Below are 15,191 nucleotides of genomic sequence, written 5' to 3' on the forward strand. Positions count from 1 at the left end.
CGCAACGTGTTAAAGAAAGTGCTTCCCCTGCTTATTCTGTGCTCACTGCCGGCTTTCGCCGGTAAACCTCAACTGACGGTTTACACCTACGATTCATTCTCCGCCGACTGGGGTCCTGGCCCGGCAATTAAAAAAGCCTTTGAAGCCCGCTGTAACTGCGAACTGAAATACGTGGCGCTGGAAGATGGCGTCTCGCTGCTTAATCGCCTGCGGCTGGAGGGAAAAAACAGTAAAGCGGATGTGGTGCTGGGGCTGGATAACAATCTGCTGGATGCGGCAGAAAAAACCGGCCTGTTCGCACCGAGCCATACGGACACCAGTCGGCTGAACATTCCCGGCGGTTGGCAAGACAGGACCTTCGTACCTTACGACTACGGCTGGTTCGCCTTTGTTTATGATAAAACCCGTCTGCAAAACCCGCCGACCAGCCTGAAAGCACTGGTAGAGAGCGACCGGCCACTGAAAATCATTTATGAAGATCCCCGTACCAGCACACCGGGACTGGGACTGCTGCTGTGGATGCAAAAGGTGTTCGGCGATAACGCCCCTGAGGCATGGCAGAAACTGGCCGCTAAAACCGTCACCGTCACCAAAGGCTGGAGCGAGGCTTATGGCCTGTTCCTGAAAGGCGAAGCCGATATGGTGCTGAGCTATACCACTTCACCGGCTTACCATCTGATTGAAGAGAAAAAATCACAGTACGTCGCCGCCAGCTTCAGCGAAGGGCACTACCTGCAGGTTGAGGTGGCGGGCCAGCTGAAAGCCAGCAAACAGCCGCAGCTGGCACAGGCGTTTATGCGGTTTATGCTGGATAAACCGTTTCAGGACGCGATACCCACCGGTAACTGGATGTATCCGGTAGTGAAAAGCCCACTGCCCGCGGGTTTTGAGACGCTGACGGTGCCGACCACCTCGCTACAGTTCACGCCGCAGGACGTCGCCAGTCATCGCAGTCAGTGGATCAGTGCATGGCAACGCGCCGTCAGCCACTGAGTAAAGCCACTTTAGCACCCGGTCTGCTCGCCGCCACGCTGCTGATAAGCGTGGCGTTGTTGGCCTTTGGCGCACTGTGGCAACAGGCTCCTGTTACCGGGAGCCTCGCGCTCTGGCGGGATGAATATCTGATGACCGTGCTGCGCTTCTCCTTCTTTCAGGCGCTGCTCTCCACGACGCTTTCCGTCTTGCCTGCCATTCCCCTTGCCAGAGCGCTCTGTCGTCGGCGGTTTTGGGGAAAAACAACCCTGCTGAGGCTGTGCGCCATGACGCTGGTATTGCCAGTGCTGGTGGTGATATTCGGTATTCTCAGTGTCTATGGCCGCAGTGGCTGGTTAGCGGCGCTTTGTTCCCTGCTGGCGGTGCCTTACACTTTTACACCCTATGGCTTACAGGGCATCCTGCTGGCCCACGTTTTTTTTAATCTGCCGCTGGCAACACGGTTGCTGTTGCAGGCACTGGAGCAGATCCCGGGCGAACAGCGCCAGCTGGCGGCTCAGTTAGGCATACGCGGCTGGAACCATTTCCGCATCGTGGAATGGCCGTGGCTGCGACGCCAGCTCCTCCCCACCGCTGCGCTGATTTTTATGCTCTGCTTCGCCAGCTTTGCCACCGTGCTGGCACTGGGCGGCGGTCCCAAAGCCACCACCCTGGAACTGGCGATTTTTCAGGCGCTCAGTTTTGACTTCGATCCCGGACGCGCGGCCTTACTGGCCTTGCTGCAAATCATTTGCTGTCTGGGACTGGTGATCCTCAGTCAGCGACTCAGTAAGGGAATGCCTTCCGGCAGCGCCAACGTTCACGGCTGGATCAACCCCGAAGACAGCATTACGGCCAGGGTAATTGATACCGTACTTATCGCGGCCGCCCTGCTGCTGCTGCTACCGCCTTTGCTGGCGGTAATGGTCGATGGCCTTAACCGGGGACTACCCGGCGTATTGCGACAGCCAGCACTGTGGCAGGCCACCTTTACCTCGCTGCGGATCGCGCTGGGAGCAGGTATCCTCTGCGTGGTCCTCACCCTGATGCTGTTGTGGACCAGCCGGGAGCTTCGATTACATCAACAGCTGTGGATGGGGCAGGCGCTGGAGCTGAGCGGTATGTTGATCCTCGCCATGCCCGGCATCGTTCTGGCCACCGGTTTTTTTCTGCTGTTAAACAACACTATCGGCCTGCCGCAGTCGGCGGAAGGTATCGTCATTTTTACCAATGCGCTGATGGCCGTGCCCTACGCCATGAAAGTGCTGGAAAATCCACTGCAAGACACCGCCGCCCGTTATAACCTGCTCTGCCTGTCGCTCGGCATTCGCGGCTGGAACCGGCTGTGGCTGGTCGAACTGCGGGCGCTCAGGCATCCCGTAGCTCAGGCGCTGGCTTTTTCCTGCGTGCTGTCCGTGGGAGACTTTGGCGTGGTGGCGCTGTTTGGTAACGAAAGCTTCCGTACCCTGCCCTTCTGGCTTTATCAACAGATCGGCGCTTATCGCAGCGCCGACGGCGCGGTGACTGCCCTGCTGCTGCTGCTGCTCTGTTTTTTGCTGTTCACCCTGATTGAAAAACTGCCGGACCGCCATGCTGACACTGAGTAACCTGACCTGGATCTATCAACATCTGCCGATGCGTTTTTCTCTGGCCCTGGCCGCGGGGGAAAGAGTGGCGGTACTTGGCCCCAGCGGCGCGGGAAAAAGCACCCTGCTGAGCCTGATTGCCGGTTTTCTTAGCGCCGACAGCGGCAGCCTGCTGCTGAACGGTGAGGAGCACCGCGCCACGCCACCTGCCCGCCGTCCGGTATCCATGCTGTTTCAGGAAAACAACCTTTTTCCCCACCTGACGGTGGCACAAAATATTGCCCTGGGGTTGCATCCGGGCCTGCGACTGGACAAAAAACAGCAACAGGCGCTGCAGGCTATCGCGCAGCGGGTCGGCCTGCAGGATCACCTGCAGCGCCTGCCCGGTCAGTTATCTGGCGGGCAACGACAGCGTACCGCGCTGGCCCGTTGTCTGGTGCGCAGGCAGCCGCTGCTGCTGCTTGATGAACCCTTTTCGGCCCTTGATCCCGCACTGCGTCAGGAGATGCTCCAGCTGGTGGATGAAGTGTGCGCGGAGCGAAATATCACCCTGCTGATGGTTTCTCACAGTATGGAAGACGCGGCGCGCATCGCGCCACGTAGCATCCTGATTGTTGATGGTCGGGTATTCTGGGATGGGGCCACCGCTTCGCTGTTGCAGGGGGAGATCGATGCAGCGGCGGTACTGGGGATCACCGTCCGATAAACACGTTCCACAACAGCTGGCGGAACAGCGGCATCATTGGGTGGAACTGAATGGTGATGAAACCGGCCACCGCCAGCAGCATCGTCAGGGGCGCCAGCCAGCGCAGGCGCGTGGCTGGCAGATAAGGTGTCGCCCAGTCCGACTGTTTCTTTGCCCGGAGCCAGCGCCAGCATAGCCAGCAGCCCAGCCAGAGCATCAGCGCCTCCGCCAGCAGCAGCCATCTGAACATATCGCTGTTAGTGTCTTTCGGCACATCAATAGCCACCCCGGCAAGGATCCCAGGCAGCAGGTAAAGCGGCGGCCAGAGTACGCAGCCAGTAATGTTAGGGGGGATAAATTTCCTTATCGGCAACTCAAGCATCCCCGCCACCAGCGGGATCAACGGACGGGTTGGCCCAACAAAGCGCCCGACAATAATGGTGAACATACTGTGCTGATGCAGCGCGTGCTCGGTCTTATCCATCAGCGCCTGATGCTTTTTGATAAACGACCAGCGGTGCAATGGCCCCTTAAACTGCCAGCCAATAAAATAGGAGATCCAGTCGCCAAGCAGGCAGCCAAGGGTGCCTGCCAGCCACACAGGATATAAACCGATTTGTCCGCTGCCAATTAACGCGCCAAATGAAGCCATCAGCACCGTCCCCGGCAACAGCAACCCCACCAGTGCCAGCGACTCAAAAAAGGTAACCAACCCAACGGCCAGCAACGACCAGGCAACGGACTGGGTAACAAGATGTTGCAGCCAGGCTTCCATACTTCCACTCGGTTTTTTTCAGGAAAGCGGATTGTCCAGAGACGCCCGGAATACGTCAAGCCCTGTTTTCGACAAAAGTGTCGCCATACCTTACAGCGCAAGGTACGCACCGATGAGAACTGTATAAATAAACATGCTATTATCAGACATTATCGGGTCAATAAGGGCTTCAGGTGAATAACGCGCGCACAGGCTTTCTGTTAACCCGCCACTGGCGGGACACCTCATCCGGCACGGAAGTGGTGCTGTGGCTGGCAACCGATACGGGTCCGCAACGGGTGGAGCTGCCACCACAGGAGTCGGTGGCATTTATTCCTCAGGCCGCACTGGCTGAGGCAGAAGCATTACTGAGACAGGAACGCCACTACCGCCTGGTGTCACTTGCGCTGAAGGATTTTCACCAGCGCCCGGTGGCCGCGCTCTATTGCAGACAGTATCGCCAGTTACAGCGGCTGGAAAAGCTGCTACGCGAAAACGGCGTGCCGGTGTACGAAGCCGATATCCGGCCCCCTGAGCGCTTTCTGATGGAGCGCTATATCACGTCGCCGGTGTGGTTCAGCGGAGAACCCGCCGGTCACAGCCTGATCAATGCCCGCCTCAAGCCCTGCCCTGACTACCGTCCACCACTGAAGTGGGTATCACTGGATATCGAAACCAACCGCCACGGTGAGCTTTACTGTATCGGGCTGGAAGGCTGCGGACAGCGTGATGTATACATGCTCGGCCCGGAAAACGGCGATGCCAGCGGTCTGGATTTCTCTCTGCAATATGTTTCCAACCGCCCGCAGCTGTTGGAAAAGCTGAATGACTGGTTTGCCCAACATGACCCGGACGTGATCGTCGGCTGGAACCTGGTACAGTTCGATCTGAGGATGTTGCAAAAACACGCTGACCGCTACGCTATACCGCTGCGGCTGGGCCGCAATAATGAGGTGTTGGAGTGGCGTGAACACGGTTTCAAGCCCGGCGTGTTCTTCGCCCAGGCAACGGGGCGGTTGATTATTGATGGCATTGAAGCACTGAAATCCGCCTTCTGGAACTTTGACTCATTCAGCCTGGAAGCCGTGTCGCGCCAGCTGTTGGGGGAAGGCAAATCCATCGACAATCCGTGGGACAGGATGCAGGAAATAGATCGGCGCTTTGCCGAGGATAAACCGGCGCTGGCGCGTTATAACCTGAAAGACTGTGAGTTGGTGACGCGCATTTTCCAGCATACCGAGCTGATGCCCTTCCTGCTGGAGCGGGCGTCGGTGACCGGTCTGGCGGCTGACCGGCATGGTGGCTCGGTCGCGGCCTTCAGCCATCTGTATTTGCCCAGAATGCACCGCGCGGGTTACGTAGCGCCGGGGCTTGGGGAAATCACACCAGAGGCAAGCCCCGGCGGTTATGTGATGGATTCGCGTCCCGGTCTGTATGATTCCGTGCTGGTGCTGGATTACAAAAGCCTCTACCCCTCCATTATTCGCACTTTCCTGATCGATCCGGTGGGCTTGATCGAGGGTATCGCCCACCCCGATGAACGTGACTCAGTGAGCGGCTTTCGCGGCGCGCGTTTCTCACGGAGCCATCACTGTCTGCCGGAAATTGTCAGCCAGATCTGGCAGGGGCGCGAAGCGGCGAAAAAACAGGGCAACAGGCCGCTTTCACAGGCGCTGAAGATTATTATGAACGCTTTTTACGGCGTGCTGGGCACCAGTGCCTGCCGCTTTTTCGATCCGCGACTGGCTTCATCAATTACGCTGCGTGGCCATGAGATCATGCGTCAAACAAGGGCACTGGTGGAAGCCGAAGGCTATGACGTGATTTATGGCGATACCGACTCCACCTTTGTCTGGCTGAAAACCCCCCACGATGAACAGACCGCCGCTGAAATTGGACAGCGGCTGGTGGCCAGGATCAACGACTGGTGGCGCGATCATCTGCGCCAGCAATACGCGCTCGACAGCGCGCTGGAGCTGGAATATGAAACGCATTATTGTCGCTTTCTGATGCCCACCATTCGTGGCGCGGAGCAGGGCAGCAAAAAACGCTATGCCGGCCTGATCCGTGAAGGAGAGCATGAACATATGGTGTTTAAAGGACTGGAAACCGTACGCACCGACTGGACGCCGCTGGCACAGCATTTTCAGCAGGCCCTCTACCTGAAGATCTTCAAAAATCAGCCCTACCAGGCGTATATCCGTGAGACGGTGCGCCAGTTGCTGGACGGCGAACTCGACGATCAACTCATTTACAGCAAAAGGTTGCGTCGCCCGCTGGATGATTATCAACGCAACGTCCCGCCACATGTGCGGGCCGCGCGCATAGCCGATGCGCAAAACCTGAAGCTGGACCGTCCGTTGCAGTATCAGAACGGTGGGAAAATTCGCTATGTGATGGCCACCAGCGGGCCGGAGCCGCTGGAGGCACGGGTTACGCCGCTGGACTACGATCACTACCTATCCCGCCAGCTCCAGCCCGTGGCAGAAGGGATACTCCCCTTCCTCGACGATGATTTTGCTACACTTGTCACCGGACAGTTGGGGCTTTTTTGACAGGTGACGAATCTCTCTCCTTCCAGTACCATAGCGCCCTTCCTGATTCACTGAATTGTTTTGCCGGGCCGCCGTTGCCTGGCTGAAGTGCTTTTGCCTGCACCCACCATTAAGAGAGCCGAGCCGAATATTTATGCCTTTTACACTTGGTCAGCGCTGGATCAGCGATACCGAAAGCGAACTGGGACTGGGAACCGTGGTTGCCATCGACACACGCATGGTCACGCTGCTTTTTCCGGCCACCGGCGAAAACCGACTCTATGCAAAAAATGACTCCCCTATCACCCGTGTGATCTTTAACCCAGGCGATACCATTACCAGCCACGAAAGCTGGCAGATGGAGATAACCGCGATAAACAGCGACAACGGACTGATGACCTACATCGGCACTCGCGCTGACACCGGGGAAACCGACGTGGTGATGCGGGAAGTGATGCTCGACAGCAAGCTGGTATTCAGTAAGCCGCAGGATCGTTTGTTTGCCGGACAGCTGGATCGAATGGATCGTTTCGCCCTGCGCTTTCGCGCCCGCAAATATCAGAGTGAGCAGTACCATCTGGCCACCAGCGGCCTGCGCGGAATGCGCACCAGCCTGATCCCACATCAGCTACATATTGCCCACGATGTTGGCCGCCGCCACGCGCCGCGCGTGCTGCTGGCTGATGAAGTGGGTCTGGGAAAAACCATCGAAGCCGGAATGATCATTCATCAGCAGCTGCTGGCGGGACGCGCCGAGCGGGTGCTGATCATTGTGCCGGAAACGCTGCAACACCAGTGGCTGGTCGAAATGATGCGCCGTTTCAATCTGCACTTCGCGCTGTTTGACGACGACCGCTACGCCCAGGCACAGCTTGACAGCGACAATGCATTTGATACCGAACAGCTGGTGATCTGCTCGCTTGACTTCGTGCGCCGTAATAAACAACGTCTGGAAAAACTGGCCGATGCCGCCTGGGACCTGATGATTGTGGACGAAGCCCATCACCTTGCATGGCAGGAGGGCCAGCCCAGCCGTGAATATCAGGTGGTTGAACAGCTGGCAGAGCAGATCCCTGGCGTGCTGCTGTTAACCGCCACGCCAGAACAGCTCGGAATGGAAAGCCATTTCGCCCGTCTGCGCCTGCTCGATCCCAGCCGTTTCCATGACTTTGCCGCCTTTGTGGAAGAACAACAGCATTTTCGCCCGGTGGCAGACGCCGTGACCTCGTTACTGGCCGACAATGCCATCAGCCAGCCGCAGATGAATATGCTTAACGATCTGGTCGGCGAGCAGGATATCGAACCACTGTTGCAGGTCGCTAACGGCGAGGGTGAAAACAAGCTGGCCGCCCGTCAGGAGCTGATCGCCATGCTGATGGATCGTCACGGCACCAGCCGCGTACTGTTTCGCAATACCCGTAACGGGGTGAAGGGGTTTCCGCAGCGCGAACTGCATCAGATCCGGCTCCCGCTGCCGACGCAGTATCAGACCGCGATCAAAGTCTCCGGCATTATGGCCGCGCGTAAGAGCGCCGATGAACGCGCACGCGACATGCTCTATCCCGAACAGATCTATCAGGAATTTGAAGGCGACAGCGGCACCTGGTGGAACTTCGATCCCCGTGTTGAATGGCTGCTGGGCTTTCTTACCAGCCATCGCCAGCACAAAGTGCTGGTGATCTGTGCCAAGGCAAACACCGCGCTACAACTGGAGCAGGTATTACGCGAGCGCGAAGGTATCCGTGCTGCCGTGTTTCATGAAGGCCTGTCGATTATTGAACGCGATCGCGCCGCCGCGTGGTTCGCCTCAGAAGAAGATGGCGCACAGGTTCTGCTCTGCTCAGAGATCGGCTCCGAAGGGCGTAACTTCCAGTTTGCCAGTCAGATGGTGATGTTCGATCTGCCCGCCAACCCGGATCTGCTGGAGCAGCGTATTGGTCGTCTGGATCGTATCGGCCAGGCGCACGATATCAGGATCCATGTGCCTTATCTGGAAAAGACCGCCCAGGCGGTGCTGATCCGTTGGTATCACGAAGGGCTGGATGCGTTTGAACACACCTGTCCTACCGGCCGGTCGGTGTATGACCGGGTTGCTTCGCAGCTGACGGCGTATCTGTCCGCGCCGGAAAATACCGAAGGACTGGATCGGTTTATCAGTGAATGCCGCCAGCAGCATGAAACACTGAAAAGCCAGCTGGAACAGGGCCGTGACCGTCTGCTGGAACTGAACTCCAACGGCGGTGAAAAAGCACAGGCGCTGGCAGAACAGATTGCCGGACAGGACAATAATATTGAGCTGGTTAACTTCGCGCTCAATCTGTTTGATATTGTTGGGATCAATCAGGAAGATCGCAGTGATAACCTGATCGTCCTGACGCCCGGCGATCATATGCTGGTCCCGGACTTTCCTGGCCTGCCGGAAGATGGCTGCACCATTACCTTCGATCGCCACCAGGCGCTTTCCCGTGAAGATGCGCAATATGTCACCTGGGAACATCCAATCATTCGCAACGGGCTGGATCTGATCCTCTCCGGCGATACCGGTAGCTGTGCGCTGTCGCTGCTGAAAAACAAAGCGCTGCCGGTGGGCACGCTGCTGGTGGAGCTGATCTACGTGGTGGAGGCGCAGGCCCCCAAACATCTGCAACTGACCCGCTTCCTGCCCCCGACGCCGGTGCGCATGCTGGTGGATCGTAAAGGCACCAACCTCGCGGAGAAGGTGGAGTTCGAAAGCTTCAACCGTCAGCTGAACGCCGTTAACCGTCATACCGGCAGTAAACTGGTTAACGCGGTCCAGCAGGATGTTCATGCCATCCTGCAACTGGCGGAAGATCAGGCAGCGGCAGAAGCCCGCAAACTGATTGAAACCGCCCGTCAGCAGGCTAACGAGAAACTCACGGCGGAACTGTCGCGGCTGGAAGCATTGCAGGCGGTCAATCCGAACATCCGTCAGGATGAAATTGATGCGCTGGAAAACAATCGTGAACAGGTTCTGGCGGCGCTGAGCGAGGCCAACTGGCGTCTTGACGCGCTACGCCTGATTGTTGTCACGCACCAGTAATCTTCAGGGCGGTACGTCCGCCCTGCACAGGTAAAAAGATGGAACCCTACAATCCACCGCAGGACCCCTGGCTGCATGTCCTGTACCGGGATCAACACATTATCGTGGTCAACAAGCCCAGCGGGCTGCTCTCCGTTCCGGGCCGTCTGGCTGAACACCACGACAGCGTAATGAGCCGTATCCAACAGGATTTTCCCGCAGCGGAATCGGTTCACCGACTGGATATGGCCACCAGCGGCGTGATCGTGGTGGCGCTGACCAAAGCAGCCGAGCGCGAACTTAAACGACAGTTCCGCGAACGGGAACCGCAGAAAACCTACGTGGCGAGAGTCTGGGGACACCCGGCAGAGGAAAAAGGGGTGATCGATCTGCCGCTGATTTGCGACTGGCCGAACCGCCCAAAACAGAAAGTCTGCCTGGAAACCGGCAAAGCCGCGCAAACGGCATATGAAGTGCTGGAATACGCAGCCGATCACAGCGCGCGCCTGCAACTGAAGCCGCTGACCGGACGCTCTCACCAGCTCAGGGTGCATCTGCTGGCGCTGGGCCATCCCATCCTTGGGGATAATTTTTATGCCCATGAACAGGCCAGAGCCATGGCACCGCGCCTGCAACTCCATGCCGAAGCGTTGACCATCACTCATCCGGCATTTCAGTCAGCCATGACCTTTCGCCAGCCCGCGGATTTTTAACCAGGCCTGCCGTCACCTTACCTCAACCAATACAATGGGATAAGGTGTTGGTCGGCAAACCGTATTGCCCGGCGATGCGGGCCACCCGCTCCACCAGCGGCTTGCCGTGGTTCGGATGCATCTCATCAAAGCGGCACGGTTTACCTGACAGGTCATATTTTCGCTTACCGAAGTGATGGTAAGGCAGCAGATCGATTCCCCGGAAGCAAGGCTTATCCCGTACCATCGAGGCTATCAGGGCCATGATATTGTGCGCCTCTTGCTCAGTGTCGTTTACCTGCGGGATCACCGGGATACGGATACGCAATGGCACCTGTTGCTCAAGGAGCCTCTTCAGGTTCTTCAGAATGCTGCGATTGCTGACGCCGGTGTAACGCTGATGCAGCGTCTCGTTGGCCCCCCACGCCAGGCAATTTCCATTGAAATTTCGCCACCGCGCGCAGTAGCAAAACTGGCATCCCCGGAAAGGCGCGACAGGCCCAGGTGACTGCTCTGGCTCATGACGCAGAAATAAAGTAAATAATGCTAACGCCGGCCAGAAATACGTGGAGGAAGCGTATCATTCGTCATTTAACTGTTCTCATGATAATACCGCCATTAATAATTAATAATGCCTGCCAGAACAGGTTCTTCGGTTGGCATTAAATCCCGGACATTTTGTTAACCGATATTATTCACGCCCCACCAGCAGATAACGAGTAACATCCGAGCATGTTTCCCTGATAACCAGAGGCACTCCATACAGAAAACCGGCACTGTTTTTTTCCATTGGCACTATATTTTCGTTGAAGTCATTTCTGTTAAAAAATGAATCATCAGCATCCCGGAGATAATCAGCAGGCTGCTGGCGTGCAGTACAATACCGAACCGGAAAAGCGTCAGAAACGCGGGTATGCCGCTATACAGGTAAGGTCAGCCTGGCTCTCTTTCAGGACCGCCACAGCAGAAAGTGTGCAGATATCAGTACCGACGCAGTATCCGCTGACAGTCATCCTGTCATACCAGCGGATAAATGCAGAAAGGGGGCGGGTAAAAAAATGGCCAGCGCCAGCCCCCCATTTTACCACCGGTTATATTGTTACCCGGTCCAGAAAACAGATTAAAAATACCTGATGCCGTGTCTTTTGCGCATACTATAACACTGGATTTTAAATCAGGCATAAACCACAAAACTGTTTGCGGAGAATAAGCAGGAGACATTCACTGCAAAAGAAGTCACTCTGAATGCCATGCAGAAATAATTAAAAAAACACAACGTATTTATTTTAAATAACCGTCCCACCGCAAATATAAGCGTGCGTATTTTCACAAAATAATAAAGGGAGGTTTACTCCCTTTATAGCAATAAAAATGCTATTTAAACCCTTTTTCACGCTTAATCAAATCGTAAGCGGCCTGGATTTTTTGCGCTTTCTGCTTGGCCATTTCCATCATCTGGGGCGGCAAGCCTTTCGCCACCAGTTTATCCGGGTGATGTTCACTCATCAGCTTGCGGTAAGCTCGTTTAATACTGGCCGCATCGTCACTGCTTTTCACGCCCAGCACACTACAGGCATCAGCAAGCGTTGGCCCACGCTGGCCGGTGTTGAATCCTCCCTGGGAACCGGAATGCCCATGTGAATAGCCGTCGCCGCCAAACTGCTGACCACTCTCCATCATGCGCAGGAATTGCTCAAACTGCATACGGGAAATACCCAACTCTTCCGCGATCACATACAGTACCTGTCGCTCATTGGGATGCAGGGAACCATCGGCAAAGGCTGCCTGAATTTGAATTTCAAGAAACATCCGAATCAGGTCGAAGCGGCCGAAGCAGGCGCTGCGAAGCTCGCGTAGCTTGCTACGTAACGGATAGCCCGCTTCCTTGCCTTCGCGAAAAGCGCCCTGGGCGGAAGCACGTGCTTCACCATGCAGCTGCATACGGTCCATCAGTAATGATGCCATCTGAATATCTGCGTCGGTCACCCGCCCTTTTGATTTAGTCAAATGCCCCATAACCTGGAAGGTGGTACTGAAAAACAGCGTCTGTCGGGCCTGTTGATTAGTGAAATATCCCTGCCCCCGCACCGCCCGTACTTTGTCGACAAGGTGACCAATCAGCAAACCAAATGCCAATCCCCAAAAGCCCATGCCGCTTAATAAACCCAGCACAAGCCCAATTACTTTTCCCCAATAGCGCATATACTCCTCAATTCGCCATGCTGAAGGCTGAAAATTGCATTATCATACCTGTCATTTATCTCAGCGCCTAACGACAACGCGGCCAAACAATCAGAAGTTACCTGACAGATTTCAGATTTACAGGAAGACAGCAACTGCACGAACTTACCTGAAGCTTACAAAAATAAGTGACAAAGGAGAGTAAGTGAAGCCAGGACACCTGCAATTTGCAAGATGAAAGGTATAGCACTGGCGCTACGCTGTTGAGTGCGTTAGTCTCTGACCGTTTGTCGGCATGATGCCTGCTATCACGGAATTTTCGATACCGCGTATGAAAAAACGATTACCTACTCTGCTGGCCTCGCTTATCGGCTCAGCACTTTACAGCCAGCAGGGTCTGGCCGACGACCTCGCATCACAGTGCATGTTGGGTGTGCCGAGCTACACCCGTCCTCTGGTGCAGGCTAAAAATAACAATGACCTTCCGGTAACCATTAACGCGGATCGGGCAAAAGGTAACTATCCCGATAACGCGGTGTTCACCGGTAACGTGGATGTTCAGCAAGGTAACGGTCGCCTTCAGTCTGACGAAATGCAATTGCACCAGAAGCAGACACCGGGCGAGGCCACACCGGTTCGCACCGTCGATGCGTTGGGGAATGTGCACTACGACGACAATCAGGTGGTACTGAAAGGCCCGAAAGGCTGGTCGAACCTCAATACCAAAGACACCAACGTCTGGGATGGAACTTATCAGATGGTGGGACGCCAGGGACGGGGAACCGGCGATCAGATGAAGCTGCGAGGCCAGAACCGCTACACCATTCTGGAAAACGGTACCTTTACCTCCTGTCTGCCTGGCGATAACAGCTGGAGCGTTGCCGGGACCGAAGTGATTGAAGACCGTGAAGAGCAGGTAGCAGAAATCTGGAACGCACGCTTTAAAATTGGCAAAGTTCCGGTGCTCTACAGCCCTTATTTACAGCTGCCAATTGGCGATCGCCGTCGCTCCGGTTTCCTGATCCCTAACGCCAAATACGACAGCTCCAACGGTTTTGAATTTATTCTGCCTTACTACTGGAACATCGCGCCGCAGGTCGATGCCACCATCACGCCACATTACATGAGTAATCGTGGTACGCAGTTACAGAATGAATTCCGCTATCTGACCAAAGCGGGTGAAGGCCTGATGGAATTTGACTATCTGCCATCAGACAGTCAGTTCACCAAAGATGCGACGGCCCGCAACATTGCCAATGGCGAAGACGCCGATCGCTGGATGTTCACCTGGAAGCACAACGGGGTTTACGACCAGAACTGGCGCTTTAACATTGATTACACCAAGGTCAGTGATGTTTATTATTTCACCGACCTGGCCTCCCCCTACGCGAGTTCAACCGACGGCTATGTTACGCAGAAATTCAGTGTGGGTTACGCAGAGCAAAATTGGGATGCGACGCTGTCAACCAAACAGTTCCAGATTTTCTCCACGCAAACCAGCAACGATGTGTACCGCGCTGAGCCACAGTTTGATTTTAACTACTATCAGAACGATGTCGGTCCGTTTGACACTCATCTGTATGCCCAGGCGGTGAAATTCACCAACGTGAATGAAAAATACCCGGACGCTATCCGTTTGCATCTGGAACCGACCATCAACCTGCCGATGTCCAACCGCTGGGGAAGCCTGAATACCGAGGCCAAACTGCTGGCGACCCACTATCAGCAGGATGACACTGAATACTGGAATGAAAACGTCGATACCACCAAAGTCAACCAGTTAAAAAGCACGGTAAACCGTGTAATGCCACAATTTAAAGTCGACGGCAAAATGGTATTTGACCGCGATATGGACTGGTCACCGGGCTATACGCAGACGCTGGAACCTCGCGTACAGTACCTGTATGTGCCCTATCGTGATCAGAGCAATATCCGCGCTTACGACTCAACGCTGCTGCAAAGTGACTATACCGGCCTGTTCCGCGATCGCACTTACAGCGGTCTGGACCGTATCGCCTCCGCCAATCAAATCACCACGGGCGTGACCACCCGAATATTTGATAACGATCTGGTTGAACGTTTTAATGCATCCGTTGGTCAAATCTACTCGTTTACGCCATCCCGAACCGGTCTGGAAACGACCGATTCAGACAATCGTGGCAGTATCGAGTGGGCCGGTGACTCGTTCTGGAAAATCAGCGATCGTTGGAATGCGCGCGGTGGTATTCAGTACGACACCCGACTGAACGCCGTTTCGCAAGGAAATGCGGTGCTGGAATACCGTCGTGATGCAGACCGTTTGGTGCAGCTGAATTACCGCTACACCAGCCCGGAATACATCCAGCAGACGTTAAGCCAGATTACCAACCCTGGTTATCAACAGGGCATTTCCCAGGTGGGTGCCACCGCCAGCTGGCCGATTGCTGATTCATGGGCTGTGGTGGGCGCATGGTATTACGATACCAAGGCTAAACAGCCCGCCGATCAGTTGCTTGGCTTACAGTACAGCTCTTGTTGCTATGCCATCCGTATGGGGTACGAGCGCAAAATCACCAGCTGGGACAGCACCAACAGTAAAAGTAATTATGACAACAAAATCTCGTTCAACATTGAGCTACGTGGCCTGAGTCCGTCTTACAGTCTGGGTTCCGGTGAAATGCTGCGTCAGGGCATCTTGCCTTATCAGCGCTCTTTCTGATGTTGTGATAACTCGTTTGCAAAACCCGCAAAGCGGATAGAAGAATGGA

The 15,191-nt window shown here is 55.5% G+C and carries 10 protein-coding genes; 7 read left to right on the plus strand and 3 right to left on the minus strand.

Annotated elements, in window-relative coordinates:
* The first annotated feature begins 6 nt into the window (after positions 1-6).
* Genes thiB through thiQ form a run of 3 tightly spaced genes read left to right on the plus strand, consistent with a single transcriptional unit; the run spans position 7 to position 3,264 of the window.
* A complete protein-coding gene (thiB, locus tag EB241_RS04140; protein ID WP_124231941.1) occupies positions 7-993 on the plus strand; it encodes a thiamine ABC transporter substrate binding subunit in 987 nt (328 codons plus the stop codon).
* The gene (thiP, locus tag EB241_RS04145; protein WP_124231942.1) at positions 969-2,579 is read left to right on the plus strand and encodes a thiamine/thiamine pyrophosphate ABC transporter permease ThiP; all 1,611 of its coding nucleotides are present in this window, start codon (positions 969-971) and stop codon (positions 2,577-2,579) included. The genes thiB and thiP overlap by 25 nt, the downstream gene beginning before the upstream one ends.
* The gene (gene thiQ / locus EB241_RS04150) at positions 2,563-3,264 is read left to right on the plus strand and encodes a thiamine ABC transporter ATP-binding protein ThiQ (RefSeq protein WP_124231943.1); all 702 of its coding nucleotides are present in this window, start codon (positions 2,563-2,565) and stop codon (positions 3,262-3,264) included. The genes thiP and thiQ overlap by 17 nt, the downstream gene beginning before the upstream one ends.
* Here the strand turns inward: thiQ and EB241_RS04155 are convergent.
* Positions 3,251-4,018, minus strand: a complete 768-nt coding sequence (locus EB241_RS04155; RefSeq protein WP_124231944.1) for a DedA family protein — start codon at positions 4,016-4,018, stop codon at positions 3,251-3,253. The genes thiQ and EB241_RS04155 overlap by 14 nt on opposite strands.
* 173 nt (positions 4,019-4,191) lie before the next feature.
* Here EB241_RS04155 and polB point away from each other — a divergent pair, with 173 nt between their 5' ends.
* The 3 genes from polB (at position 4,192) to rluA (ending at position 10,284) form a co-directional block, all read left to right on the plus strand.
* Complete coding sequence (polB, locus tag EB241_RS04160; RefSeq protein ID WP_124231945.1) at positions 4,192-6,552, plus strand: DNA polymerase II; 2,361 nt, start codon at positions 4,192-4,194, stop codon at positions 6,550-6,552.
* 133 nt (positions 6,553-6,685) lie between these two features.
* A complete protein-coding gene (gene rapA / locus EB241_RS04165; protein ID WP_124231946.1) occupies positions 6,686-9,592 on the plus strand; it encodes an RNA polymerase-associated protein RapA in 2,907 nt (968 codons plus the stop codon).
* Between the two features lie 38 nt (positions 9,593-9,630).
* The gene (rluA, locus tag EB241_RS04170) at positions 9,631-10,284 is read left to right on the plus strand and encodes a bifunctional tRNA pseudouridine(32) synthase/23S rRNA pseudouridine(746) synthase RluA (protein WP_124231947.1); all 654 of its coding nucleotides are present in this window, start codon (positions 9,631-9,633) and stop codon (positions 10,282-10,284) included.
* A 22-nt stretch (positions 10,285-10,306) separates the two neighbouring features.
* Here rluA and EB241_RS04175 read toward each other — a convergent pair whose 3' ends face one another.
* A complete protein-coding gene (locus EB241_RS04175) occupies positions 10,307-10,597 on the minus strand; it encodes a hypothetical protein (RefSeq protein ID WP_124231948.1) in 291 nt (96 codons plus the stop codon).
* Between the two features lie 1,040 nt (positions 10,598-11,637).
* A complete protein-coding gene (gene djlA, locus EB241_RS04180) occupies positions 11,638-12,465 on the minus strand; it encodes a co-chaperone DjlA (protein WP_124231949.1) in 828 nt (275 codons plus the stop codon).
* A gap of 274 nt (positions 12,466-12,739) precedes the next feature.
* On the opposite strand from djlA, the gene lptD reads away from it, so the two are divergent.
* Positions 12,740-15,142 (plus strand): LPS assembly protein LptD, encoded by a 2,403-nt coding sequence (gene lptD, locus EB241_RS04185; protein WP_124231950.1) that lies wholly within the window; start codon positions 12,740-12,742, stop codon positions 15,140-15,142.
* Positions 15,143-15,191: the final 49 nt, after the last annotated feature.

Source organism: Erwinia psidii, from assembly GCF_003846135.1.
In the GTDB taxonomy this organism is placed as follows: Bacteria; Pseudomonadota; Gammaproteobacteria; order Enterobacterales; family Enterobacteriaceae; genus Erwinia; species Erwinia psidii.